This window comes from Acinetobacter sp. GFQ9D191M, from assembly GCF_011174875.1.
Taxonomy (GTDB): Bacteria; Pseudomonadota; Gammaproteobacteria; order Pseudomonadales; family Moraxellaceae; genus Acinetobacter.
In genome coordinates, this window is the sequence record NZ_JAALGV010000109.1 from 1 (window position 1) to 26,920 (window position 26,920).

General features: G+C 41.0%; 28 protein-coding genes. 13 read left to right on the forward strand and 15 right to left on the reverse strand.

The genetic code is table 11. The features are described 5' to 3' along the window. Window positions 1–58 precede the first annotated feature (58 nt). The 4 genes from ubiA to glnA all read right to left on the reverse strand — a co-directional run bounded on the left by ubiA (window position 59) and on the right by glnA (window position 3,235). Complete coding sequence (ubiA, locus tag G5T77_RS14555) at window positions 59–937, reverse strand: 4-hydroxybenzoate octaprenyltransferase (RefSeq protein ID WP_166138582.1); 879 nt, start codon at window positions 935–937, stop codon at window positions 59–61. A 6-nt stretch (window positions 938–943) separates the two neighbouring features. After that, the gene (locus G5T77_RS14560) at window positions 944–1,465 is read right to left on the reverse strand and encodes a chorismate lyase (RefSeq protein WP_125279763.1); all 522 of its coding nucleotides are present in this window, start codon (window positions 1,463–1,465) and stop codon (window positions 944–946) included. Then, on the reverse strand, window positions 1,458–1,733 hold the full coding sequence (locus tag G5T77_RS14565) for a hypothetical protein (RefSeq protein ID WP_125279762.1): 276 nt from the start codon (window positions 1,731–1,733) through the stop codon (window positions 1,458–1,460). The genes G5T77_RS14560 and G5T77_RS14565 overlap by 8 nt, the downstream gene beginning before the upstream one ends. Window positions 1,734–1,819: 86 nt before the next feature. After that, window positions 1,820–3,235: a type I glutamate--ammonia ligase gene (gene glnA / locus G5T77_RS14570; protein WP_171064793.1), complete on the reverse strand. Its 1,416-nt coding sequence runs from the start codon at window positions 3,233–3,235 to the stop codon at window positions 1,820–1,822. 807 nt (window positions 3,236–4,042) lie between these two features. Here glnA and G5T77_RS14575 point away from each other — a divergent pair. The 3 genes from G5T77_RS14575 to trpC are packed head-to-tail and all read left to right on the forward strand — an operon-like array spanning window position 4,043 to window position 6,518. Next, complete coding sequence (locus tag G5T77_RS14575; protein ID WP_004782771.1) at window positions 4,043–4,627, forward strand: aminodeoxychorismate/anthranilate synthase component II; 585 nt, start codon at window positions 4,043–4,045, stop codon at window positions 4,625–4,627. A 17-nt stretch (window positions 4,628–4,644) separates the two neighbouring features. Then, window positions 4,645–5,691: an anthranilate phosphoribosyltransferase gene (trpD, locus tag G5T77_RS14580; protein WP_034590018.1), complete on the forward strand. Its 1,047-nt coding sequence runs from the start codon at window positions 4,645–4,647 to the stop codon at window positions 5,689–5,691. Window positions 5,692–5,711: 20 nt separating this feature from the next. Further along, the gene (gene trpC / locus G5T77_RS14585; protein ID WP_166138579.1) at window positions 5,712–6,518 is read left to right on the forward strand and encodes an indole-3-glycerol phosphate synthase TrpC; all 807 of its coding nucleotides are present in this window, start codon (window positions 5,712–5,714) and stop codon (window positions 6,516–6,518) included. A 66-nt stretch (window positions 6,519–6,584) separates the two neighbouring features. On the opposite strand, the gene G5T77_RS14590 is transcribed toward trpC, so the two are convergent. Further along, window positions 6,585–7,025, reverse strand: coding sequence for a GFA family protein (locus G5T77_RS14590; protein ID WP_166138576.1), 441 nt, complete (start codon window positions 7,023–7,025; stop codon window positions 6,585–6,587). A 252-nt stretch (window positions 7,026–7,277) separates the two neighbouring features. Between G5T77_RS14590 and G5T77_RS14595 the strand changes: the two genes are divergently transcribed. From G5T77_RS14595 to G5T77_RS14610, 4 genes are all read left to right on the forward strand, one after another. Continuing rightward, window positions 7,278–7,961 (forward strand): Smr/MutS family protein, encoded by a 684-nt coding sequence (locus tag G5T77_RS14595; RefSeq protein ID WP_034590020.1) that lies wholly within the window; start codon window positions 7,278–7,280, stop codon window positions 7,959–7,961. Window positions 7,962–8,054: 93 nt separating this feature from the next. Then, window positions 8,055–8,603 carry a GTP cyclohydrolase I FolE gene (folE, locus tag G5T77_RS14600; RefSeq protein ID WP_171064799.1) on the forward strand — a complete coding sequence of 183 codons (549 nt, stop codon included), beginning with the start codon at window positions 8,055–8,057 and terminating at the stop codon, window positions 8,601–8,603. A gap of 64 nt (window positions 8,604–8,667) precedes the next feature. Further along, on the forward strand, window positions 8,668–9,027 hold the full coding sequence (locus G5T77_RS14605) for a cupin domain-containing protein (RefSeq protein ID WP_159124404.1): 360 nt from the start codon (window positions 8,668–8,670) through the stop codon (window positions 9,025–9,027). Window positions 9,028–9,294: 267 nt separating this feature from the next. Next, window positions 9,295–9,849, forward strand: coding sequence for a DUF4385 domain-containing protein (locus tag G5T77_RS14610; protein ID WP_159124405.1), 555 nt, complete (start codon window positions 9,295–9,297; stop codon window positions 9,847–9,849). Here the strand turns inward: G5T77_RS14610 and G5T77_RS14615 are convergent. The 5 genes from G5T77_RS14615 to hemE form a co-directional block, all read right to left on the reverse strand. Beyond that, window positions 9,846–11,243 carry a diguanylate cyclase gene (locus tag G5T77_RS14615; RefSeq protein ID WP_166138573.1) on the reverse strand — a complete coding sequence of 466 codons (1,398 nt, stop codon included), beginning with the start codon at window positions 11,241–11,243 and terminating at the stop codon, window positions 9,846–9,848. The two genes, G5T77_RS14610 and G5T77_RS14615, sit on opposite strands and share 4 nt — an antisense overlap. Before the next feature lie 203 nt (window positions 11,244–11,446). Then, a complete protein-coding gene (locus G5T77_RS14620) occupies window positions 11,447–13,333 on the reverse strand; it encodes a DUF4105 domain-containing protein (protein WP_166138570.1) in 1,887 nt (628 codons plus the stop codon). A 73-nt stretch (window positions 13,334–13,406) separates the two neighbouring features. Then, window positions 13,407–13,877, reverse strand: a complete 471-nt coding sequence (locus G5T77_RS14625; protein WP_004782788.1) for a DUF3015 family protein — start codon at window positions 13,875–13,877, stop codon at window positions 13,407–13,409. 143 nt (window positions 13,878–14,020) lie between these two features. Beyond that, window positions 14,021–14,824, reverse strand: a complete 804-nt coding sequence (locus tag G5T77_RS14630) for a DUF817 family protein (protein ID WP_166138568.1) — start codon at window positions 14,822–14,824, stop codon at window positions 14,021–14,023. A 10-nt stretch (window positions 14,825–14,834) separates the two neighbouring features. Further along, on the reverse strand, window positions 14,835–15,905 hold the full coding sequence (gene hemE, locus G5T77_RS14635; RefSeq protein ID WP_166138565.1) for a uroporphyrinogen decarboxylase: 1,071 nt from the start codon (window positions 15,903–15,905) through the stop codon (window positions 14,835–14,837). A 206-nt stretch (window positions 15,906–16,111) separates the two neighbouring features. On the opposite strand from hemE, the gene G5T77_RS14640 reads away from it, so the two are divergent. From G5T77_RS14640 to G5T77_RS17265, 6 genes are all read left to right on the forward strand, one after another. Continuing rightward, entirely contained in the window at window positions 16,112–17,329 is a 1,218-nt protein-coding gene (locus G5T77_RS14640) for a L,D-transpeptidase family protein (protein ID WP_166138562.1), read from the forward strand. Between the two features lie 163 nt (window positions 17,330–17,492). Further along, window positions 17,493–18,191 carry a pirin-like bicupin family protein gene (locus G5T77_RS14645; RefSeq protein ID WP_166138559.1) on the forward strand — a complete coding sequence of 233 codons (699 nt, stop codon included), beginning with the start codon at window positions 17,493–17,495 and terminating at the stop codon, window positions 18,189–18,191. A 306-nt stretch (window positions 18,192–18,497) separates the two neighbouring features. Beyond that, a complete protein-coding gene (locus tag G5T77_RS14650) occupies window positions 18,498–19,478 on the forward strand; it encodes a class I SAM-dependent methyltransferase (protein WP_159124412.1) in 981 nt (326 codons plus the stop codon). Between the two features lie 257 nt (window positions 19,479–19,735). Then, complete coding sequence (locus G5T77_RS17255) at window positions 19,736–20,062, forward strand: hypothetical protein (protein WP_252719424.1); 327 nt, start codon at window positions 19,736–19,738, stop codon at window positions 20,060–20,062. Window positions 20,063–20,110: 48 nt separating this feature from the next. Continuing rightward, a complete protein-coding gene (locus tag G5T77_RS17260; protein ID WP_240904252.1) occupies window positions 20,111–20,887 on the forward strand; it encodes a hypothetical protein in 777 nt (258 codons plus the stop codon). Window positions 20,888–20,935: 48 nt separating this feature from the next. Continuing rightward, window positions 20,936–22,645, forward strand: a complete 1,710-nt coding sequence (locus G5T77_RS17265; protein WP_354667262.1) for an ImpA family metalloprotease — start codon at window positions 20,936–20,938, stop codon at window positions 22,643–22,645. Between the two features lie 104 nt (window positions 22,646–22,749). Here the strand turns inward: G5T77_RS17265 and G5T77_RS14660 are convergent, their stop codons facing one another. From G5T77_RS14660 to G5T77_RS14680, 5 genes are all read right to left on the reverse strand, one after another. Continuing rightward, complete coding sequence (locus G5T77_RS14660) at window positions 22,750–23,226, reverse strand: nicotinamide-nucleotide amidohydrolase family protein (protein ID WP_159124413.1); 477 nt, start codon at window positions 23,224–23,226, stop codon at window positions 22,750–22,752. A 484-nt stretch (window positions 23,227–23,710) separates the two neighbouring features. Beyond that, entirely contained in the window at window positions 23,711–23,908 is a 198-nt protein-coding gene (locus G5T77_RS14665) for a hypothetical protein (protein WP_034706083.1), read from the reverse strand. Window positions 23,909–23,978: 70 nt separating this feature from the next. Beyond that, a complete protein-coding gene (locus tag G5T77_RS14670) occupies window positions 23,979–24,206 on the reverse strand; it encodes a hypothetical protein (protein ID WP_004782813.1) in 228 nt (75 codons plus the stop codon). 102 nt (window positions 24,207–24,308) lie between these two features. Next, a complete protein-coding gene (locus tag G5T77_RS14675; RefSeq protein ID WP_166138556.1) occupies window positions 24,309–24,524 on the reverse strand; it encodes a cold-shock protein in 216 nt (71 codons plus the stop codon). A 429-nt stretch (window positions 24,525–24,953) separates the two neighbouring features. Next, window positions 24,954–26,654, reverse strand: a complete 1,701-nt coding sequence (locus G5T77_RS14680; protein ID WP_159124414.1) for an NAD-dependent malic enzyme — start codon at window positions 26,652–26,654, stop codon at window positions 24,954–24,956. Between the last annotated feature and the right edge of the window lie 266 nt (window positions 26,655–26,920).

A 26,920-nucleotide genomic window follows, 5' to 3' on the forward strand; every position in this document is an offset into this window, starting at 1 on the left:
CTTAACTGACTGGCATTACCCTTATAGGATGCTTTTGTTATGAATCGACAAGGTGCAGTTACAGAAGCGCGGCAAAGATTCCAAGGAAAATCATCAGCCCCACCCAACGGTTATGACGGAAAGCCCAGAAACAGCGCTGTGGGTCCTTATCTCGAGTTTTGGACCATTGATAAATAAAATCAATTGCGACGGCTAGAAGCCCCATCAGGCCAAATGGAATCAGCAAATCCTCAATCCATAATGCTGCGCCAATCAAGACCAGACTTAAAGCCTGTAAGGTACTAATGATCTGAATATCATGCTGACCGAATAAAATGGCTGTCGATTTTACTCCAATCTTTAAATCATACTCACGATCGGTAATCGCATATTGCGTGTCATAGGCCACGGTCCAAGCCAGATTGCCAAAATAGAGAAGCCAGCAGGTTAAGTCCGGTGTCTGCCCGACAGCGGTATAAGCCATCGGAATGGACCAGGAAAATGCAGCTCCCAAAAATACCTGCGGCAAATGGGTATAGCGTTTCATAAACGGATAAATGAACGCTAAAAACAAGGCTCCAAAGGACCAGTAAAAGGTTTCAATCGGCAGGAAAAATAACAGGCAGGCACTGGCTGCGACGAGCACCAGAAAGACCATCACTGCTTCTTTAGCACTAATAATACCGGTGGCCAATGGGCGAGTTTTGGTACGCTCCACATGAGCATCCACTTTACGGTCGGCAAAGTCATTGATCGCACAGCCCGCTGCACGCATAAAAATTACACCTAGAATCATCAGCACCAGAATACTGAGATCAGGAACACCTTTTGCTGCGACCCATAGCGCCCACATGGTTGGCCAAAAGACCAGCTCTGTGCCAATTGGCTTATCAAAACGACAAAGATAATAATAGGCGCTCAGACGTTCACGCCAGGTAATTGCTTGTGCAGTTGCCATATCAAGTTAAGCCTGTTGATTTTGTATAAAGTGTTCAAATGCCGGTAAAAATGTTTCTTGTACGATAAATTTACAACCATGCCAAGTATAGCAGCTCTGACGGGTCCAACCCTCTTCCAGATAAATCACACGTCGTTCACAGTTTGGATTGGTCCGCTGGAATAATAGCCAGCCAATCGGCTTCGATCCAATATGCTGAAAAATCCGCGCACGTTTTTGCAAGCTTAATATCGGAAATATACTTTTTGCTTTGACCCATGGCTGCTCTTCACAGCCATATAAATAACTTTCCCGCACCCAGGACGTATGCTGATGTGGCATCTGCATCCACCGCGCATCCACAAATTCCAGACGCTGAAAATGTTCCTGCTGTGGTTCTACCCGAAACTGTCCACTAGCCAGATCCGTTAATTGCTGCGTCAATGATCCTGAGGCATACAGCCATTCTCGAAGCGCAGCAGGTATATGCGGTCCATGTGGATTTTTAAATTTTACACTCACAACGTTATCAACTTCACGATTAGGCATTATCTGTCTTTGCAATCACTTCATATTTTCCATTTGGCAGCTTTTTCAAAATCATGCCATCTGTAGTGAGATAAAAACTTTGCGGGTATTCATAGTCCAAAGCCAGCTCAGGATGACGTAATGCCACAAACTCAACCTGCTTATAGCCTTCAGGTGTACGCGCGACTTCTACATAGGTCACTTCAGAAAAATTCAGTTTAAAGCCTTTGCTATGATCCTGCGGATCAATCCAGGGAAAAAAGCCGGTATGTCTTTTACGTTGTGCCATAACTTCATATCTTTGATCAATAACAGCATCATACAAAAAAACCCGCACAAAGGCGGGTCTTTTTTACAGTGAAATTCAGATCAGAATTACAGACTGTAGTACATGTCGAATTCAACTGGGTGAGTAGTCGTGTTCAGACGACGTACATCTTCAGTCTTAAGTTCGATGTAAGCATCAAGCATTTCTTTAGTAAACACGCCACCTTTAAGCAGGTAGTCATGATCTTCTTTAAGAGATTCAAGTGCCATTTCAAGGCTGTGTGCCACTGTAGGGATTTTCGCTTCTTCTTCAGGAGGAAGATCGTACAGGTTCTTGTCAGCAGCTTCACCTGGGTGAATCTTGTTTTGGATACCGTCGATACCCGCCATCAACAATGCAGCGAAACCTAGGTACGGGTTCATCATTGGATCAGGGAAACGTGCTTCAATACGTTTGCCTTTAGGGCTAGAAACGTAAGGAATACGGATAGAAGCTGAACGGTTACGCGCTGAGTAAGCAAGCATAATCGGTGCTTCGAAGTGCGGTACCAAACGTTTGTATGAGTTTGTAGATGGGTTAGTGATCGCATTCAATGAACGAGCATGTTTGATCACACCACCGATGAAGTACAATGCCATTTCTGAAAGGCCTGCATATTCATCACCAGCAAACAGGTTCTTGCCATCTTTAGAGATCGACATGTGAACGTGCATACCTGAACCGTTATCACCTACCATTGGTTTAGGCATAAAGGTTGCAGTTTTAGCGTATTGGTGCGCAACGTTCCAAACAGCATATTTGAACTGTTGTACTTCGTCAGCTTTACGAACCATTGTGTTGAAGCTCACGCCAATTTCTAACTGGCAAGATGCAACTTCGTGATGATGTACTTCTACACGACCTGGGCCCATGATTTCTTCAATTTTTGCACACATGTCTGCACGCATATCTTGATGAGAATCAACAGGAGGAACTGGGAAATAACCACCTTTAACACGTGGACGGTGACCTGAGTTACCTGCTTCGTAATCTTTACCAGTAGACCAAGCAGCTTCTTCAGCGATCAATGTGTGGCGCGCGCCAGACATGTCGATGTCCCATTTCACTTCGTCAAATACGAAGAATTCTGGTTCTGGACCGAAGAATGCAGTATCACCGATACCTGTAGATTTCAGGTATTCTTCTGCACGGCGAGCAATCGAACGTGGGTCACGTTCATAACCTTGACCAGTTGATGGTTCGATAACGTCACAAGTCACAACAACAGTTGGCTCTGCAAAGAACGGGTCGATGAAACCTGTTTCTGCATCTGGACGTAAGATCATGTCCGATGCTTCGATGCCTTTCCAACCTGCGATTGAAGAACCGTCAAACATTTTGCCGTCTTCAAACGTATCTTCATCAATACTGTCTGCTGGATAAGTAACGTGCTGTTCTTTACCCTTGGTATCAGTAAAGCGAAAATCGACCCATTTCGCGCCACTTTCTTGTATGAGTTGAAGGACCTTGTTCGCCATGCTCATTTTGCTCCGATGTTTTTTGTTGCACTCGCAAAGTGCGTGTTAGAAGTTGGTATCTATTAAGCAATTAGCGTACCAACTTTTAAAAGTATATCTAAAATCTTGAAATCTTTATAAGAAAACATAGGAAGATAAAAATACCTTGTCGCTATTATACTGTGACTTAAACTAAATGCACTATATTCAAGCATTCTTCCTGAGATTTGTTGCAGGTATTTTTTTAGCGCACCTAAATAGTGCGACGATTTCATATTAGGTAAGAATAGGAGCACTTTTCAGTGAGGATTTGCGTTTTTATGCTAATTTAGTTTAAAAAATATTCAATTTCGTTTAATTCTGGTTAATTTTTACCAGTTACAAAGCGCAATATGTAGGTTTATGTACTTAAAAATATCACTATTTTGAGTCACTTTTATTCAAATTGCCGATCTTATCGTTTGATTTATCCCATGCATTATTATTCAAATGATGTTTTTTTCAGCATAATTATTTTAATTATTTAAAACTTATTTATTTTTAATTTAAAAAAATAATAACTGCAATATTTATTTAAACTTACTTTTCGTCAGTTAATTACTTATACGCACATTTAAAATATTTAAAAGGCTGTGAGCTAATCACCAGGCTGAAAATTGAAAAATTATTGCGCCCGATGTGGCTATTTTTTGCTATGATGAGGCGTGCTTTATTTTCACACAATGAAATCAACGATTTAGTCGTGTATTCCCTAGACTTGCAACAAGTCCCGATAAAGCTCAATCTGGATCACTTTAGCACAGTTAAGTGCAATAATTTCAATAGGTTAAGCTCATGCTTCTAATGATCGACAACTATGACTCCTTTACTTATAACATCGTCCAGTATTTTGGCGAACTGAATCAAGAAGTAAAAGTAGTCCGCAATGATGCCGTGACATTGGAGGATATTGAGCGATGGCAACCCAAGTATCTGGTGATTGGTCCTGGTCCATGTTCGCCAAGTGAAGCAGGAATTTCGATTCCTGCCATTCAGCATTTTGGCGGCAAGATTCCCCTGCTCGGTGTTTGTCTGGGACATCAAAGTATTGGTCAGGCTTTTGGCGGCGATATTATTCGTGCCAAACGCGTCATGCATGGTCGTTTGTCTGACATGTATCACAGCGACAAAGGCATTTTTAGCAACTTGCCGAATCCTTTCTCTGCGACGCGTTACCACTCGCTGGTGATTGATCAGGCCACTTTACCTGAATGCCTGGAAGTGACCTGCTGGACCAATGAAGAAGATGGCTCTATGGAAGAAATCATGGGGATTAAACATAAGACACTACCGATTGAAGGTGTGCAGTTCCATCCGGAATCAATCCTGAGCCAGCATGGTCATCAGATCTTTAAAAACTTTCTTGAAATTTACGCATAATGGGCAAAACGCAAGTCATGAATATTCAACAAGCTTTAAGCAATATTACTAAAAACATTCACCTGACTCAGGAACAAATGGAAGACGTGATGCGCACCATTATGTCTGGCGAAGCAACCGATGCCCAGATCGGTGCTCTGCTCATGGGTCTACGCCTGAAAGGCGAAAGTATTGACGAGATTACTGCTGCAGCACGTGTCATGCGTGAACTGGCAACCAAAATTGATGTCAGTGATGTCCCTCATCTGGTGGATATCGTCGGTACAGGCGGTGATGGACAAAACCTGTTTAACGTATCTACCGCTTCAGCCTTTGTAATTGCAGCAGCTGGTGCAACGATTGCCAAACATGGTAACCGTGGTGTTTCTACCAAATCAGGCTCTTCAGATTTACTGGAACAGGCAGGCATTAATCTAGACTTAAATATGCAGCAAACCGAACGCTGTATCCGTGATATCGGTGTGGGCTTCCTATTCGCACCGAATCATCACAAAGCCATGAAATATGCGATTGGTCCACGTAAAGAGCTGGGTATTCGCAGTATTTTCAACCTGCTCGGCCCGCTTACGAATCCGGCCGGTGTAAAACGTTTGGTCATCGGGGTATTTTCCAATGAACTTTGCCGCCCGATTGCAGAAGTCATGAAACAGCTCGGTGCTGAACATGTGATGGTCGTACATTCACGTGATGGCTTAGATGAAATCAGTCTGGCTTCTTCTACCCATGTGGCTGAGCTGAAAAACGGTGAAATCACTGAATGGGAAATCATTCCTGAACAGGTCGATATTGAATCGCAAACCTTAACTGGTTTAATTATTGAAAGCTCAGCAGAAAGTCTGGCTCTGATTAAAGATGCCTTAGGCAAGAAGAAATCTGAGATCGGTCATAAGGCTGCCAATATGATTGCCCTAAATGCCGGTGCTGGTATTTATGTATCAGGCCTGACTTCAAGCTATAAGCAAGGTGTGGCATTGGCACACGATATTATTTATGGTGGCCAGGCATTGGAAAAAATGAGCGTGCTGTCTGAATTCACCAAAACCATCAAACAATATGAAGCTTAATACGGTCAGGAATTTGAATCATGGTTGATATTGCAAATACAATTTTGGGTAAAATTGTTGATCGTAAGAAAGAAGAGTTCGCTCTCCGTCTTAAGCAAAAAAGCTATAAGGATGTTGAAGAACTGGCACAAGCTGCGACACCTGTACGTGGTTTTGCTCAATCTTTAATGTCTAAACGTCCGGGTGTAATCGCTGAAATTAAAAAGGCTTCTCCGTCCAAAGGCGTGATTCGTGAAAACTTCAATCCTGCAGAAATTGCGGCGCAATATCAGGATGCCGGCGCTGCCTGTTTATCTGTACTGACAGATGTGGATTTTTTCCAGGGTGCTGATGAAAATATTCAGATCGCCCGTTCGCACTGTGACTTGCCTGCGCTGCGTAAAGACTTCCTAATCGATCCTTATGGTGTGATTGAAGCACGTGCCTTAAATGCAGACTGTATCTTGCTGATCGTGGCCTGCCTGTCTGATCAGCAGTTAGAGGAAATGTCTAAAACCGCATTTGAGCATAATCTGGATGTACTGGTTGAAGTGCATGATGAAGAAGAATTAGGGCGTGCTTTAAAACTTTCTGATCATTGTATACTGGGTGTAAACAACCGTAATTTAAAAACTTTTGATGTCGACCTGAATACATCACTACGTTTAAAAAGATTACTGGATCCTTCACGCCTGCTGGTCACTGAAAGCGGTATCGCAACCCCTGCTGATGTTGCGATGATGCAGGAACATGATATTCATGCTTTCCTGGTCGGTGAAAGTTTCATGAAACAGCCACGCCCAGATCATGCTTTCCGTGATTTATTCGGTGAGCCTGAATCGGTTTAAAATATTAAGTATAAAAAAGCCCCATCTCAGCATGGGGCTTTTTTTATTTCTATTAACCAAATTCATTTAATACTGAGTTGAATGATCAAAATAAGAGATTAATTTTTCAAATTCTGGCAGTTCAGAATTGGACTCATCCGCCTTGATTTCATCTGCCCAATCCACCTTCGAGTTCAGACAAAAACTCAGTCTGTGCTGAATTTTGGGTGCTTGATCCAGAAGCCCTAAAGGAATCCAGATCAATGCAATTGTACCTACCTGATTCGGTACAGGCGAGCCACAGTGTTGACAAAAATGAGAACGAAATCCGGTCTCTTTTTGATAGCAGGAAATTGAAGTCTGTTCTGAGGTCCATTCAAAATATTGCTGATGAACTAAAGTTGCTGCATTCGCGGCCGTACCACTCTGTTTACGACATAAACTGCAGTGACAATGATACATGGCCTGAATATTCGTATTTACTTTGAACTGGACATCGCCACACAAACAACTGCCTGAATAACTCATTTTTTTATTTTCCAGGTTTGATTGATTTATATTTAAAGAGAGATGTTCCATCGAGGCAACTGTTAAGATGATAAAAGGAGAATATTCATGAATTATTTTCTATTTAAAGTTCATCAAGCTATACAATCTTAGAAAACTATTGAGAAATTAATGCTGGGTTTGGGATATGTTGTATTTAGTGCAATTCATTTCTCCTTTCAGTCATTTAAGACTATAATTTACCAAATTCAGTATCTCCCCCGTTTCCAGATTATGAGCAAACACGATTCTTCGCTTTCTAAAGATCAGTACAATTTACTCAAAGATCTTAAAAAGCAAATTAGTCATCCTCAGCCTAAGGCTGAACCTGTTGCCCCTGTCGTGAAAACAGCGGAGCAGGAACAGGAGGAAGACCTCGATCTATTTCGCAAGCAGATGCAAGGCGTACAAAAAATTGATGCCGGCAATATTGCGAAAATAGAAAAATCTCCCAAGAAAAAAGTCGATGCGCAAACTTTGGCCAAGCGTGCTGCTGCCGAAGGCCCCATGCATACCGATGAAACCGTCCTGTCTGATACTCAAGCCATGCTCAATCCGGTTGGCAGTCAAGCGAGCTTAAGCTACCGCATTGCGACCTTGCAGCATAAGGTTTTTGAAGATTTAAAAGCAGGCAATCTGCGCTGGTTCGAAGCTGTCGACCTGCATGGTTGTACGGTCGAAGAGGCACGTCAGGCTGTGCTTCAGATTATCCAGATCGCCAAAGATGAAAACCAGAACGTGATCAAGATCGTACATGGCAAAGGGCCGGAAGCGATTTTAAAAACTTATGTCAACGGCTGGTTACGTCAGCACCGTGATGTTCTGGCCTTTGTCAGTGCGCCTGAAAAACAGGGTGGCACTGGCGCAGTTTTAGTTTTGCTAAAACGTGCAGAAAAAAATCCAAAGTTTAAACAGTAAGCGGATTTACCCCCAAAATAAGGCATTGTAAAAGATTTCTGCTACAATGCCGTCCTTGTTCATTCTCAGTTTAAGTGAATACGTCATATGACTATGCAGCAATCTTACGCAAACATTCTTACTGCCGTTGGTGAAGATCTCAATCGCCCTGGTCTCAAAGATACGCCCGTGCGTGCTGCGAAAGCGTTTTCGTATTTAACCTCAGGTTATAGCCAGACTCTGGAAGAAGTGACCAATAGTGCGGTTTTTCCATCAGATAACCGTGAAATGGTTTTAGTGAAAAATATCGAATTTTATTCACTCTGCGAACACCATTTATTGCCATTTTATGGCCGTGTACATATTGCCTATTTACCTGAAGGCAAGGTATTGGGGCTGTCTAAATTTGCCCGAATTACTGAAATGTTTGCCCGTCGTTTGCAGATTCAGGAAAATCTGACCCAGCAAATCGCAGAAGCGGTTGCTGAAGTCACCAATGCACGTGGTGTGGCTGTGATGATTGATTCAGCACATATGTGTATGATGATGCGTGGTGTTGGCAAACAGGAATCGACGACGCGTACGGTGTCATTTATCGGTGACTTTAAAACCGATAAAGAAGTCCGCCGTGAGTTTTTAGGCGCTGTACCAGAAAGTTATTAATATAGATTCATACATGAAAGCCTCAATTGATATTGGGGCTTTTTTACACGGTGAGGTTACGAAAATGTCATCTATTTGGATTGCGGGTCAAGGTTTAGGCCAGGCTGAAGAAAGTATCGATTATCCACGGCCAGACCGGCTGGTTAAAGGCAATCCTAAACGCCTGACTCAGAGTGCCTATCAACATCCCAATATGGATTGCGGAATCTGGCAATGTGAAGTGGGTGCGTGGAATATCGTATTTGCCGAGAATAAACAGGAATTCTTTCAGGTAATCGAAGGGATCGTCCGTTTACATGATGCTCAAAGACAATCCTTTGTTGAAATCAAAGCAGGTGAAGCCGGCATTATTCCACCCGGTTTTATTGGCACTTTTGAAGTGGTTGAAGCCGTTAAAAAATATTATGTCGTGGTAGAAAGTTAAAAGATAAGTACGAATTCAATATCTTCATCAGTTAAGGAATTTTGCAATCAATTCCTTAACTTTTCTACGTATTCATTCAATTTCTTAAAATTTTATCCCTACATTCTTTTCAAAAAGTTGTCTCATTAACTTAACTTCCCTAGTTTTAAAAATAAACAAATTGATGCTGCATAATTAATTTCCTGACTACATTTCCTGCCATGTTTAAATACAGATCTTTTGTTTAGAAGGCTGCATGATCCAAGTGTATAAATTCTGGAAACAGCCATGAGTAGAAAACAGCCTGATCCGCCTAAACGCCCTTCACGTGTTCATTCAAATAGTTTTGACTATAGTCTAGATTTTAAAAAAATTGATTTCCGTAAACGTCCAGACTTATACCGGATTGGACGCGGTGAGCAAGGCGTGCTTTTAGTAGAACCTTATAAGTCGGAAATTCTGCCCCACTGGCGTTTTGCAGATGCGGAAAAAGCCCAAGCCAGTAGTGAAAAAATTTATGCCCTGTTTCTAGAATATTTAAAACATGAAGATTTCGTCGGGGCCGATATGGCACGCAAGTTTTTACAAATGGGTTATACCCGCGCCCGACGTTATGCCAATCATAAAGGCGGCAAAAAATACGATGGTCCGGTTCCAGATGATAAAAAGGGTTTAAGTGGTGCGCATGGGCGTGAGGAATTGCCGCGCAGTTCTGAAGATCCGGTTAAAGCTGCTGCAGCGAAAATATTTAAACAAAAATGGGATAAAGCCAAAGTCCATCCCGAATATGTACGGCAAAAACAGCAATTTCAGGCTGCGATTCAGCAGCAAATTTTAAATTAGACAGACGCTTTTTGTGTGCCCTGAATTTGAGAAGGTTGCGCCAGATAGACCCTGTTACGCCCTGTATTTTTAGCCATATACAGTGCAGCATCTGCGGCATCCAGGAATCTTTGGTAATCTGGGTGACCATCAAATAACGCACAGCCGATACTAACCGTGAGTCTAAATTGCTGTCCTTGAGCCGTACTGATCAAGCCATGCTCTACATATTTACGAATATTTTCAGCAATATTCAGTGCACGTCTTTCATCGGAATCGACCAGCAGCAGCAGGAATTCCTCACCACCGACACGGAATGCATAGTCACTGCCCTGAATATATTTCTGTAAGGCATCAGCAATAAATTTCAAGGCCAGATCACCAGCTGCATGACCATATTTATCATTAATGGCTTTGAAGAAATCGGCATCAATCGCTAGCAAGGATAATGGTGTCTGGTTATCACGAGAGAAGTTGATTTCACGTGAAATAATGGTATTTAAATAACGGCGATTCAATAACTGGGTTAGAGAGTCATTTCCAGATTCGATGTAATCTGCAACCTGAAATAATTGATCGACCAAGTGCTGTATTTCACGGTTTAAATCACGAATACTTTGAATCAGATTCAGCATCTGATCTTTTTCAGTACATTCCAGCACTGCCTGATTTAGCGTATCAATCTGATAAATTCGCTCGATAATTAAATCGACCTGATCGGAACCGGTAAAGGCATAAGACGCCTTATGAATAAACCATAAGCCAAATTCTGACTTGGACAGCATTTGATGTCTAATGCATGTAGTTCCAGAAAAGACCTTGAACATCAGCTCATTTTCCCAATCCAGCAATGAACTGCGCTGTTTATCTTTTTGTACCGCGACATCCTGCATTGCAGAAAATACCCGGTAACTGTGCTTCATTTCCTGATTCTGAACTGATTTCGCCTCATAGGAACGACACATAATTTCTGTGGCAAACCCCATGATTTGTACAATATAGCTACAGGTAGTTAGCATGTTTGGCTGCGGATTTAAACTTAGCAATTCAAATATTTTGCGCTGAATTTCTCGTACACCACGCATAATCAGCCAGGATGGAATCCCGACGCGTGCATGCACATGTCCAACGATATTCTGTTTTTGCACGGCCTCTGCATAACGCTTATTTAGCGCCACACTAAAACTTTCTGAAAGCCATTGATGTAAAGTATCTCGTAAACGTTGCTGAATCAGCTCATCAGTAAAATATTGAGATGCTTCTTCTTCCAGAAGCATATTTTTATAGAATTCTTCTACCAGTACCGACGAGTGGTCTTGAATAAACTGAAATGCGTGTAGCAAATCATCCGATGAATAATTTTGACAGATCTGCTTCCACTGCTCCGCCAGCATAGCCATACACTCATTATTCATATAACTTTTCCCGATACTTGCGATTCGCAGTGATATTATGTGACAAATACAACAATATTCAGGCATTTTAACCCAATTACTGAATACAATCTTTGATAATATCGGTAGAAGTCTCCGAACATGAATTTATTTTAAACATTCAAATACAAGTCATTTGATCTATAAACTTCATTTACTCAATATTCGAGGTTATGTTAACCAAATTAAAAATAATGGACTAAGCCCAGACTCCATTTTTCCCAGCCTTTCGATTCCTGTTGCTGATATTCCCAGCCCGCCCGAATGGCATTTTGTGCATTCCAGGCATATTGCAACTGGTTTTTCAACTTCAGCTGCCACTGATGGGAGTCTTCCCAATACGGTAATTCCACCTGTACCAGACTATTGATCTGATCTGTCCAGATATTCTGGCAACCGACCGTTGGGCCCATACCGATACGCCATCCTTCGTCTAGCGCTTTTCCGGCCTGTACATGATTTTGTAATTGCACATAGCAGAGATGTTCACGTGCTTCATTTGCCCAGCTATAGCCACCCTGAACCTGAAAATTGGCTACGCCATGCTGCTGCTCGGTACTAAACTGGCCATGCTGATCCAGTGCTTCCTGTTTCCAGCCCAAACTAAAACCCCAAGATAACGGCGCTTTAAATGCATTGATCGGGTTATAGGAATTCACTGTAAGTAGATCCAGGTGCTCCAGCTTCACGCGGTCATCACGATACTGCAATGCACCATCAAGGAATAATAATTGGGTTCCTGTACGAAGCCCGCCTTGCGGATCCATGAGGTCGTGATAAGCCTGACGATGCCCCAACTGCACAAAAGTCTCACCCTGTACTTGCCCAGTTTCAAGAACGATATTTCGGGCATGATGGCTTTGAACCGGATCTATTTTTGGACGCTCTGGCTGCTGACGCTGTTTGTCTATCGCCAACTGACTTCTTAGGCCCAATAATTTGCGAAAGCGCGGCTGGGCAAAAGATTCATCAACTTCTTGACGAAGAAAATCCAGATATAAATGGTCGTAGGCCATTTCCAGAATCTTGGCCTGATCTTCAGCCGGATAATTTTGCAGCATGGTTTCCATTTCAGAGGTTTCTGCATACGCTACCTGATGCGCAGTTTTTGCCAAGGATTTGCCATGTTGCCGGGCTTGAGCCAGTAATTGAGTTTCCAGTGCCGGACGGTAAATCTTTTTCCTGATCAGTCCCTGCTGTTCCACAACTTTTAAAGTTTCGACCGGAATCGCGGCGGTATCGAATTGCTGCTGCAAGTTCAGTTCAGGACGCACCAGATCAAAAAGCCCTAGTAGACGATAAGCACAGTTATCATTAATGAAATAATAAGGGAAACTTACCTGCTGCATTTCCCAGAGATGCTTCACCAGAAAACCGGTTTCTTCAGGTGTTAAATTAAGTTCATATTCCCATAAATCACGGCTTTCAAAGTCACCATATTCCTTGACTTTGCGGTAATACGGCATCAAGGAATATTCCCCCGGATATTGTCCGGTCAGCCCTTTCCAGGCAAAGGACCAGTTATCATTACTGTCAACTGTGGCAGCATAATTGACCGCATAAGAAACCAGATTCAGTTGCTGCTGGTCTTTGGGATCCAGACGCAGCAAAGTATGACCAAACATGGAGCTGGGATTACCCATATAATCGGTGGCATAAATCAGGGTCGCTTGATAAGGCTTGACTTCATTCATCCAGCGCTCAAAATCCGGGCAACTCGCTTCAGGCAATTGCTGTTCAGGAATATTCAGCTGTTGCATTAACCACTGACTACGCGCCGGAAATTTACATCGTACAGACTGATTGGGTTCTGCTGGCTCAAACAATGCCTGTATATTTTGCTCCAATTCAAGTTGCAGGTCTGTCTTGCCCTGCTTTGCCAGAAAATAGCCAGCATAGCTGACTTCACTTTTTCCTTCAGCATTGACATACATCAAACGCTGCCAGGTCGCGGTCTGGTGCAATTTTTTTTGTGTGGCTTGTTCTAGATAAGCTTGAATATCTGGAGAAATTTCGGATGCAAAACTTAGGGGACTCCACAGCAAGGCTGAGAGCAAAAAAGCATATTTCATTCAGTCAACGGTTCTTTTCAGTTTTTATTTATAAGAAAACCCTGCCAGGACAGCAGGGTTTTTACAGCGATACTTAGATATAAGCTTTTAATACTTCATCTTTAGCCATGACTGTTTGTAGAGTACTTAACACTTGTAAAGTATTCTGGTTTTCTTCTGAATAGATTTCAGAGAAATTCTGCTTAGATACAGTGAAGAAACGTGCTTTGTCTTCTGCCTTGATATTTAGCAGTTCAGCCAGTACATTCAGGCTTTCACCTTCACCTACGGCCATATCACGTGCCAATGCCTCAGCATTTTCATTGGTAAAAGTCACGACTTGAGCCGTTACTGTACCGCCCTGGCTACATCCTAAAGTACCGAAAGTAATACCCAGCCACTGGTTAGTAAACAGGACGTTTGTTGTACCTGCAAGCAGCTTAGGAATAATGCCTGACTGGCCTGCCCATACCTGGCTACCAATACCACAACCTACATCTCTATCCGCCATCGCCATACCAGAACCCGTTGCCAATACCACAGCGAGCATAATCTTTTTTAACATACTTATTCTCCGGTTATTCTCATGCATCTTTTGTTATTACGCTAATGATGTAATCTTCATTACACATTCAGGAGAGTAGCGGGAAGTCTAATTTGGCGCAATGAAAAAAATGTCCAATTTACATAAAGATAAACAGAATAGTTTTACCGGGTTTTTAGACTCCAGTTACCTTGAGAATTACGCTGTCCTAGAATCTTTAATACCAGCACCAGACTGAGCAATAAAAGTAAATACCAGGAACCGAGCTTACCCCAACCGACCATGTGCCATTTTTCTACCTGGCTTGGATATAGCCAGATCTGATAAAAGGTACTGATGTTCTCAGCCACCCAGATAATGAAAGCCAAAATCAACAGGACAGGTAACATCGGCAGCTGAAAAGCATGCTGATTCAACTGAAATCGAATTCTGGTTTTCCAGAACATCACTACACTCCAGACAAATAACAGCAAACGATAGTCCGGAATGAAGAATTTACTCATAAAGTTGATGTAGGACAGTACTGCCAAAGCCAGCATATGGCTAAAGTGCGGCAATTTTTCAAATGAAACTTGGTATAAGCGTAAGGAACGTGCAAAAAAACTGCCGACAGCCGAATACATAAAGCCGGCAAATAAAGGCACAGTCAGTATTTTAAAAATTGCAGGTTGTGGATATTGCCAGGATGCAATCGCCGGATGGGTCAGGAAAATTTCCATAACCATCGCCATGATATGGAACAAGGCAATTACTTTGGCTTCGGCCCAAGATTCCAGTTTGGTATAGAGCAATACCACCTGAATCAGTAAAGCGAAAAATAATAGATAGTCATAGCGATAGAAACCGTAAAATAGTTCACTACCCATCGATGCGGTTTGTGCAAAAGCAAGCAGGAGTAGAATCCCAAATAAGGCAGCCGAAGCTGCCTTATAGGTAAATTCAAACCCTGATTTAAAAAAGTCGATCAAGGTTTACATCCTAAAGATATTTAGCGCTGTACTCATGTACGGTATCAATAAATACTTTAGGATTGGCTGGATCCACCCACTGGGTAATGCCATGACCTAAGTTGGCTACATAACCGGTTGTTTCGCCGTTGGCATAGGCATCATCCAGCATCAACTTGGTTGCTTTAGCAATCGCGTCTGGAGTGCCATATAAAGTTGCCGGATCCAGGTTGCCTTGTAGTGCGGCACGGCCTGCAACAGTCTGACGCGCAACATTGAGCGGTGTAGTCCAGTCCAGACCAAAAGCATCTGCACCGGTCGCAACCATAGGCTCCAGCCATTGACCGCCACCTTTGGTAAACAGAATCACTGGAATCTTGCGGCCATCTTTTTCACGTTGCAAACCTGCCACAATTTTCTGCATATAATTGAGTGAAAATTCAATATATTCACGATGCGCAAGTGCCCCGCCCCAGCTATCAAAGATCTGTACTGCCTGAGCACCTGCATCAATCTGGGCATTCAGATATTCAGTCACAGCATCTGCTAAACGTTCTAATAAAGCATGCAGAACCTCTGGCTGTGCGTACATCATGTTTTTAGTGAAGCGGAAGTCTTTGCTCGAACCCCCTTCAACCATATATGTCGCCAAGGTCCACGGACTGCCAGAGAAGCCGATCAATGGTACTTGCCCACCCAAAGCGGAACGAATGGTCGACACTGCATTCATTACATAATCAAGGTCAGACTTGGCATTGAATTTGGGTAAATTAGCCACATCCTGTTCAGTCCGCACAGTTTTGTGGAATTTCGGACCTTCACCTGCTTCAAAATACAGACCCAGACCTAAAGCATCTGGTACAGTCAGAATGTCCGAAAATAAAATGGCCGCATCCAGCTCATAACGGCGTAAAGGCTGTAAAGTCACTTCACAGGCAAATTCAGTATTTTTGCAAAGAGAAAGGAAATCCCCTGCTTTGGCACGTGTTTCTCGATATTCTGGTAAATAACGGCCTGCCTGACGCATCATCCATACAGGGGTAGTATCTACAGGTTCACGTAACAATGCGCGTAGAAAACGATCATTTTTTAAGGTCGTCATTCACTTTCCTATCTATCTTTGATATTGCCCACATCATAACAAAATGACTGCATTTTGAATAACTTCTCATGACTTTAAAAACCGATCATGTTAAGTGATCAAATGTGAGGAATTACACAAAAGAACTACTGCATCTCCACATTTTTTCTGTAATACTTATAGTGTTTTTTCACATAGTTAACGAAATATTTTTAAGGTTGAGTTACATGTTCGTTCGCACAATGCTCGCTGTGAGTCTAGGTTGCATTTTCGCAGGTACTGTTTTCGCTGCGTCTACTGCTGAACAACCATTAAACCCCCAAGTTGTCACTGATGTTGCGGTTCAGGATCCGATTGATCCTTTAGCGACTGAAGCTTCGGCAGCACAAGCAGAAACTCGAATTAGTGCTCAAGAACAACAAGATCTGAAGAAAGCTTCTGAAGCATTAGATGTATTACAAGATACTGAAGACCAGACTGCCAATATCGGTGCTGCTCCAACCACGACTAAAGCATCGACAAATTCTGCTGCTGCGAAAGCATCTTGGACTTTAGACGGCCTTAATAATGCAAGCTGGTATGAAGATATTGGTAAAGGCCAATTTCCGGTATATGCACGTGCGCATGTCATGCTAAATAATGCCCATGCTTCTCCAGGTGCGATTGACGGTACTAGCGGTAAAAATACCTTGAAAGCGATTGCATCTTTCCAGCAAATGAATGGTATTAAACCAACAGGTACGTTGACTCAGGAAACTTGGGATGCCCTATTGGCTAAACAGGGTTCTAAGCCTGCTTTTGTGGAATACACTATCACTGAAGAAGACCTGAAAGGTCCTTATGCCGAGTCTATTCCTTCTGACTATGCCTTACAGGCAAAAATGAAAGGTCTGTATTACACTCGCGTAACTGAAATGCTGGGTGAAAAATTCCATATGGATGAAGACTTTTTGAAAAAGTTAAATCCAAAAGCTACCTTTAAGAAAGCTGGGGAAAAGCTGATTGTTGCCAATATCCGCAATGAAGTGCCTGAAGATATTCATTTAATTGTGGCGCATAAAGGTGCTAAGCAGCTTTATCTGTTCAATAGCCGTAACCAGATGATCGCTTCTTTCCCTGCAACGATTGGCAGTTCGAGTACTCCATCGCCAACAGGAACTTATAAAGTGACTGGCGTAGCGAAAAACCCATGGTATAGCTACTCACCATCTAACTTTGTTCAAGGCAACAACAAGAAACCACTTTCTTTACCACCTGGTCCAAACGGTCCTGTAGGTAATATCTGGATCGGTTTAAGCAAAAAATCATTTGGTATTCATGGTACGCCAAATCCATCTGCAATCTCTAAAACTGCATCACATGGTTGTATCCGTCTGACTAACTGGGATGCGAATGATTTAGGCCGTAAAGTGAAATCAGGTGTAACAGTGCGTTTCCTTGAATAATCTTTATTTAAATACCTAAGCCTGCTTACGAGTGGGCTTTTTTATACCTGCTTTCTCTTACATCGTTGCAAAAATGCAATGATCTGTCGCCTGTTTATAATTTTTTAAGAATTAAAACAACGTTATGATGATCTCAAGTTAAAAATTAAAGTGAGATAAATTCATGAAAGCTTTTCTACATCCAAGTGAAAATCGTGGTCATGTAAAAATGGGCTGGCTGGAGTCTAAACACAGCTTCTCATTTGGCAACTGGTACAATCCGAACTATATGGGCGTGAGTGCCTTACGCGTTATTAATGATGATCTGATTGATGCACATCAGGGCTTTGGTACCCATCCGCATGACAATATGGAAATCCTGACCTGTGTATTGAAAGGCACGATTACTCATCAGGACAGTATGGGCAATCATGGCGGTATTGCAGCAGGTGAATGGCAACTGATGAGTGCTGGAACCGGTGTACGTCATAGTGAAATGAACCAAGGTGATGAACAGGTGTGTCTCCTGCAAATCTGGATCATTCCGAATGAACATGATGCTCAGCCAAATTATCAGCAAATTCGTCTGGATGCAAAAGAACAACCGAATCAATGGCATTTAATTTGTGGACCAAATGACAATGCACCCATGCACATTCGTCAAAATGCTGAAGTCAAAACAGCCGTGATCCAGCAAGGTCAAAGTCTAGATATTAAGGCTACCCAGCATATCAATTATGTACATGTGATTTCTGGCTCAGTACAAATTGCAGAATATACAGTTGAAGCTGGTGGTGCGATTGCCTTTATGGATGACGCAGAGATTAAAGCAATTGAAGATGCACAAGTGATCTGGTTTGATTTACCAGAAGCTGCTAATTAAAACTTCTATTTATATTCAGTCTATGCCGACCCATCATTTTGATCAGTCGGCATTTTTTATAGAAAACATATAAAAATAAAAGTGATTCATTCTTTATAAGGATTTGGGCTTCAATATACCACTATACAAATTAAACCAATTCACATCAGTTTTTTACCGAACAACAGTAAATTTTGGGCGAAGATTGAGCTGATCCATTTTGATTGAATCAATATAGCGAATGGCTGTTCTGGTCATTATCTTGTATAGATTAAACAGGTGTATGCACCTTTTCATTTATTCTGAATAAACCGAAGAGCACATCTAATGAACCAGATTTTAGAAATTCAAAATAGCCAGCAACAAGCTCTGCACTTTTTATTAGACTTTTTAAAACAGCAGCAATATCAGTTTACCGCCATTACGCCACTTTCCCATCAACGGATTCTGGATCGTAAAAGAAGCGAAAAAAATAAATATAAAACCTTACAGGATATCTTTGGTTGGAATCTGGAATTTACAATTACCGATCTTGATCCTGTTCTTTTTTCATTATTGTTAGAACATCAACTTTTGGAAGTTCAAGATAATGCATATAAAAGTCTGATCAGAGTCGCTTCACTCGAAGACGAATTATTTATTCACTCAGCCTTTCCTACGACCCAACAGGATGCTGTTTTTTTTGGTCCTGATACTTACCGTTTTGCTTATCATTTAAAGCAGTATTTATCTTGCCAGGCCAATTCTTTTAAACGAGCAGCTGAAATATGCTGTGGCACTTCTGCTACTGCGATTCATATAGCTAAATATTTTCCAGATCATAAGGAAATCTTTGTCGCAGATCTGAATCCGAAAGCCCTTCTCTATAGCCAAATTAATATCGACTTTTCAGGTTTTGATACGATTCATCCTGTGCAGAGTAATTTATTTTCTGGTCTTGAAGGCCAGTTTGACCTGATTTTTGCCAATCCTCCTTATTTAATTGATCCAGATCAACGACAATACCGTCATGGAGGCAATGAACTGAATGGCAATGAATTGTCTTTTAAGATTATCAAACAGGGTTTACAGCGACTCAGTCCAGATGGACGTCTATTTTTATATACTGGCGTCACTATTTGTCAGGATGGCAATCGCTTCTTACAGCATCTGGAAGCTTTGATGAAACAGCATCAAAATATTGACTGGTGTTATGAGGAAATTGATCCGGATATTTTCGGTGAGGAGTTAGAGCAACCTGCTTATCAACATGTAGAAAGAATCGCGCTAGCCCTGCTCAAGTTCGAAGTCAAAACTGATAGAACATGAAATTTCAGCTGGGATTGAGGCTATTTTTAAACTGCGGCCTAATTAAAACAAATAAAAATTAAATCAACCCACATCACATTTAAAATTATTTTTAATAATTATTTACCATTGAAAAACATATACTTAAATTAAATATTAGTTCTATTTTATCGACACTTACTTCTATAATTCTCATCTGATATTTACGACAACTTTAAAAATAATGTCGTCTTTTTGGTTATACCTTGGGGAAAATTGTGGAAAGAAATTATTTGAGGTTGAGAACAACCTTACTAGCCTTATCGCTATCGATGAGTCTGATTGCCTGTGGTGGAGGTGGCAGTAGCGGAACATCTTCTCCTGCAGAAACACCAGATTCTGCTGTTAATCCACCATCAACAACTAATCCATCTGATAACGAGGAATCATCCCCCTCACCTGTAGAAACACCTGATGGCAGTACACCACCTTTAAATCCACAAATGCCAACAACCACCCGGATTAATAAGGCATTGAGCACAGGTGATGCCCGACCTTTGATTCAGCAAGATTCCGCTACATTGCTAGACTGGGCCCTGCAGCTCGCCAAGCAACAACAAACATGACAAAAGGGTTTAATTACCTCACTCTATACCAGTTCGAATGGCAAAGTTTTGCAACCTCAACTGCAATTTACGCCAACTGCTTCGATTAATCTTTATCCTTATGATTTAAGCGCAGCTTTACCAATCGCAGTTTCAGATCAAGCCTGCGGCTGGAATTTAAGTCAGCAGGCGAATAAAGGCTGTGGTTTGGGAGTCGCATCACAAATCGGTAAAGGCCGTGCGCTGGCTTTTGGCCAGAATATGCTTGGGGGGATCTCAGCGAATAATCCTGACATGGTAGATTTTGCACCCGTGCTCAACAATGGTTTTCGCTGGCTATTAACTGGGAAAACACAAGCACAGCCTAAACAAGAACTAAAACTTACCGTAAATGGTCTGGCACAAACCAACCTGAGCATGATAGAGAATTATTTTGCCCAGCATTTAGGGGTTAAAGTTACCTTTCTACAATGTAATGTACTGGATCAAACCAATACCTGCTGGAAAGATGCTGACCTGATGATTTTAGGCAGTAATATTGGCGCCAATAATTTTGAATCCAGCTTGATTCAGGAATATCTGGAGGCAGGTAAGCCAATATATTTCCAGGCAATGGGTTATAACGTCACTACACCGATGGAAAAAATCTTTTCGGCATTGAAGATTGAAACCAATAATAATTACTGGCGTGGCCAAGATACTTTACTCATGTCTTCAGGACGTTCCATCACAGATCAATGGAATAAAGTGAATGACATTGATAGTACGATCCAAATGTTGGAATATTTCAAGTCACCAAGTGCGGCACGTCTAGGTGATTTAAATGCCAATAATCCGTTGATTTAAACCATCAATAAAGCTTCTACCAATCTACAAAATTTAAATGCACAAGGCATTACTGCATTTAGCGCAAAAAATAATAATCAGATTCTAAAAGCTTTGGTGTTATTGGCAGATCTCTGGCGTCCAGGCGTGAATTACAGCGGACTGTCGAAAAATGGCGATGCTCTGACTTTTATGCGTACCTATGCCAGCGACTCCTGGACGGACTATAAACGCAAAACCACATTGGTGAATCCAAATGGTGCTGGCGATTATATGCCAGCATCTGCACAAAATATGGCTGTCAGTGCTCAAGCCGAAACCATTACCGTGACCATTCCGCAAGGCAGCGGAATTACCGCAATTGGTCGTGCCAGCATTCCGGGCAAACCTGTCAGTATTGAGATTGTTGATGCTCAGGGTGCGCAGCTTTCAGTCCAGACCAGCTATTTACGTGCCTGGGGCAATCCCTTTGATGATGGCGGCTATAAACGTCCTCGCCGTCCCAATAGTTTCACCGTAAAATTAGACGCCACTCAAAGCAATGACTTTATTAGCCCGTTCGGTGGACCATTGATGTTGAATTACAGCAATGCCAAAGCAGGCTCGGTGGTGACCTTAAAAATCAAAGGCGCAGCAAAATATGCGCATTATGATTTTACTCAAATGATCACTGAAGCGGATATTAGCGAAGCCACCAGCATCCTGCAAAGTAGAAACTTCGGCTGGAACACTTTTAAATTTGTTGGTGGTGAAATTCAACAGACCAATGACTATGCTTTAAAAGCCATTGGTGATCGATCGGCACGTACCTATGTGGATCAGATTAAGGGCGTAATCTTTGACAGTAACCACATTGCCAACGGTTATAACAACATGCCGCTGGATAGCAGTACGGCACAGCGTTGTAATGAATTAGGCTGGGATTGTACCGGCACAGTTCATCGTGCCCCGAATGTTCAACATTTTGTGGGCTGGATTGCGACCTGTGGCTTCCTGTGCTCAGGAAATCCATCAGATGGGTCAACTGGCATTGATACCGGTTGGGGCTGGGTGCATGAACTGGGACATAATACTGTTCAGGATGTCTTAACCATGGTATTCCCTTCCACTGAAACCGGGAAAACTATTGGTTGCGTAGTGGAATGTAATAACAACATTCTGGCAGGCCTAAGCATGATGCGTAAATATCATCTATATGCTCAGGACAGTAATGCCAGCAATTTCCGTCACCCAACTTTATATGCCAATATCAAGGATACACGAAGTCTTGGTCTGTCAGGTGAGGCACAACGTGCCGCCATGGAAAAACGCTTATGGCAAGATGGCTATCATGTATCGATGCAGGCTTTCCATATCCAGATGGCCATGAACTATACCCGTTTACATCAAGGTAAATCACGACCTGATCTTCAGGGTGTATTTGAGTTCATACGCCTACTGAATACGGCACAACGTTTATATAACCAGATCGATTTAAGTAAAGCTTCTCAAGCAGATAAGAATAAACTGGGACTAGCTGCATTTAATGCGAAAAACATGAGCCGCCCTGACCTGATTTATGTACTCAGTTCAAAAATCATGGGCTATGACCTAAAAGATTTCTATGCACTTTATGGCTTGCCTGTAACTGCAACCGCACATGCTTCAGTCGCCATGCTTAATCTGCCTACCGCACCTTTGTATTTCTATGCGCAACCAGATGGCGGTTCAAATCGCCTGGCAACAGGACAATGGCTCACCATTCCAGCAAACGGCCCTCTCCCTAACTATCCTTACTAATTGACCAATTTAATATAAAAAAATCCCGGCTTCGGCTGGGATTTTTTATAGCAGAACATTTTCATGATCTGTGTATTAGCGATCAGTGAGAACTAAATAAATAGCTATTTATTTTTCTTGTCCCGACTGCCTTCAAGGATTTCAATTAAGCTCAGATTGATATTTCTCGCCAGTTTTTTTAATTTCTCTCTCGGTTTTCCTCTGCAAAGAAAGCGGAAACTATAAAGCTCATCTTTATAAGAAATTACATAGAAAAAAGTTCCTACTGGCTTTTCTTTGGTTTCTGTCCCGCCTCTTTTTAAGAGTCCTGTACAGGCAATATAAATATCAGAATAAAACATTTTCTTGGCTTTTCTGACCATTTCCTGCGTGACTTCCATAGATTCCGGGGTATATTTTTTAATAAATTCAGGTTTGATTTTTAAAATATTCTCTTTGACACCCATGTCATAACACACCAGTCCACCATATAGAATATCGCCAGAATATTTATTTTGGGAAAATCGGTAAGCCAGGTAACCTGCTGATGCACTCTCTAGAAAAGTAATACTTAATTTTTTTTGGCGAGTAATTTTATACATTTATTCATAGAGTAAACTCCTGACTTTATGATCATCTATAGAGTATTAAATATTCAAAAATAAAAGATTAAATACTTAGCTTCTGAATGTCCTAGCAAAAAGAAAACTTAACTGCCCTTGCTCACCACCTTAAACCAGCTGTATATCCTCAGTCATTTATATGACTTAAGTTCATACCAACGAAACTTATAATAACCTTGACGGGTTTTAACTCTGATTGGCTTTCTGATTTGATGTGTATTAGATTTTTTATAGGTTCATGATAGTTGTATGCCTAAAAGCATAAATAGTAGAAGATATAAAATATAGATCACTGAAATGATGGCTAAGTCGATTTAAGTGTGAACTAAAATGTGCTTATTAATTCAGGGTTTATTTATAAGACGATGAATAGGTTTAATTAAGAAGTGAATAATTTCAAAGACAAAATCCTGGCAAGATACCAGGATTTTTTATATTCACTTTTGGTCATGTCATATGACCACTAAATAATTTTGAAAATTTTGCCGCTGATGGTGCTTTGAAAAAACATTTCAAAACTTGGGCGAATATTTTCACCTTCAACCGTAATATGTTTAACGTTAGAATCCGATTGGGTATGAACAAAATCAGGGTCAACAGTAGCCTGAATCACGTATTGAACACCGAATTGATCTTTCACATTAATATTTTGCTTAAGCATAAATAAACCTTTAGTAATGATTATAAGAGAGATCGGCTAGAAATTGGTTAGCCAATATATAATTTAAATATTAAATAACTTTATGATTTAATTTAAATAATTGATTTAAAGATGTATAAAATGTACGACCGTCTAGATTCAGGTCAACTTCGATTCCTGATTGAAGCAGTACTCTTTTACCTACTTCAATTTCCTTAAAACCTTGACGTGTATTTTGCATTTTATTCAAGGGAATCAAAGAAACAATAATTTCTGTACCATTTTTAGATTTTGCAATTAATTCATTAATTTTTAACAACTTGTATCCTATTTTTATACTTCTTCCAATCTAGAAAAAGCTTTTTAACTTTTATTTAAAACAATAAAAAAGCACTGATGCGTGCTTTTTTATTCTACAGACTTATAGCGCAGTAATATTTACAGCATTTGGGCCTTTTTGACCTTGAACTACGCTGAATTCAACTTGCTGACCTTCCATTAAGGTTTTAAAACCTGAACTAGCAATTTCACTGAAATGAGCAAAAACATCTGGACCAGATTCTTGTTGAATAAAACCGAAACATTTAGTTTCGTTGAACCACTTTACAGTACCTTTAACAATATTTGAGTTTGACATAATAAAACCTACTAATTTTTAATAATTTTTAGTCATCTGAATGACCAGTTGTAACTTTGAAAATAATAAAGAATGGAACTTAAAATCTGGATAAAACGAAGGATTATGAATAAAACGACGATACTTAAGGAAGATTTTTTGCAACAAGACTTTTTTTTCTAGTTAAGGCCAGTATACAGGAAGATTTAAAATAATCAAGTTTTCTTATATATATATTTAATTACCTTATAAATATTATTTTATTATTTACAGAATTTTCATTATATTTTATTTAATTTCAACGACTTGATAAAATAAATCCATATTGCTTGAGTGAATTAAACTTCTACATTTTAGTGTACTTTCGTTTCCTGCAAACAAAGAAGCAGAGAAATAACAATGTCATCGCTCTGCTTTACTTAATTTTAGACTGCCCTTTCCCTAATAATATTAAAAGGTCACACGCTTATATTCCCGGTATTCCGGTATCCAGAAATTCGCATCTATGGCTTTCTGCAGCACCTCAGAACCAACTTTTGGAGCGACGCCATCCTCAACCGCAGCTTGTGCAACCCTTAGAGCAATAATCTTGGAAATATGCTGAATCTGATCCAGATCTGGCAACAAATTGGCGGTTGGGTCTTGAAGTTTTGGAGAGCATTCTGCTAAGGCATTACTTGATGCCATCAGCATATTATCCGTGACTCGTGTAGCGCCTGAAGCAATCACGCCTAGTCCAATTCCCGGGAAAATATAAGAGTTATTACATTGAGAAATAGTATAAATGTGTTCCTGATAATTAACGGGTGCAAATGGGCTACCTGTAGCAATCAGAGCTTTCCCATTGGTCCATTGAATAATATCGGCTGGAACAGCTTCTACGCGAGAAGTAGGATTCGATAAAGGAAAGATGATCGGATGTTCACAATTTTCAGCCATGGTCGTGATTACTTCTTTACTAAATAATCCCGGCTGTCCAGAGACCCCAATCAGTACTGTGGGTTTTGCATATTTGATGACATCCAATAGAGAAATAATCTCTTCGGCATTTCCCCATTCAGCAATATTTTCTGGTTCTTGAGCCAGTTTTCTCTGGAAATTTAATAGGTTTGGCTGGTTTTGAGTAATAAGGCCGAAGCGATCCACCATAAAAACCCGCTTACGCGCTTCAGCATCAGTCAGGCCTTCTGCCACCATTTTTGCCACAATCTGTTCAGCGATCCCACAACCGGCTGAACCTGCTCCCAAGAAAGCAATGGTCTGATCTTTTAATTGTTTGTTTGACGCATAGGAAGCCGCAATCAAACTGCCTACTGCCACAGCTGCCGTACCCTGAATATCGTCATTGAAGCAACATATTCGATCTCGATATTTTTCCAGTAAAGGCATGGCATTGTGCTGGGCAAAATCTTCAAATTGAATCAGCGCATCGGGCCATCTTTGCTGAATTGCCTGTATCACCATTTCGACAAATTCATAATATTCATCACCGGTGATACGAGGCTGACGCCATCCCATATAAATCGGATCATTCAACAACTGCTCGTTGTTCGTGCCTACATCTAAGGTAATTGGCAAGGTATAGGCCGGACTAATGCCTCCGCAGGCCGTATATAAAGCCAGCTTTCCAATCGGAATACCCATTCCGCCAATGCCTTGATCACCTAAACCAAGAATGCGCTCTCCATCCGTAATCACAATCACTTTGACATTTCTTCGATTCACGTTATGCAGGATGTGCTCAATATGATCCCGATCTGGATAGGAAATAAAAACCCCGCGATGACGGCGATAAATCTCGGAAAAATGCTGACATGCCTCTCCTACCGTTGGCGTATAGATGATCGGCATCATTTCGCTTAAGTGATTTTCGATCAAATGATAGAAAAGCGTCTCATTGGTGTCCTGGATGTTACGTAGGTAAATATGCTTATTGATTGCATCATTGAATGAGCAGTATTGCTGATACGAACGCTGACTTTGTTCCTCAATCGATTCAATTACTTGGGGCAAAAGTCCATGTAAATTAAAATGAATACGTTCTTCTACAGAGAAAGCTGAGCCTTTATTCAGCAATGGGAGTTCAAGTAATGCAGTACCTGCGTAGGGAATATAAAGTGGACGTTTAGGGTTCAGAGGTTCAGTTGCCATTTTTAACTCGCACTTTAAAATTCGACATAAATGAAAGCCGAAAAGAACAAAAAATTATCCTACTATCCTAGTCGACTTTCAGCTGTTTCAGTCATTCAGCGAATTAATAATGAAAAATGTTCTATTTAATAAACTGATAACGGCAATGAAATAAGCTTTAAATTTTTATATCCTCTTGTCAGATAAAAATTTGGATCATACTTTTTGAATTTAGGCTTAAGCTAATTGCCTGAGATTAAATTTTAGAAAGGCTCTAGACTAGCAGA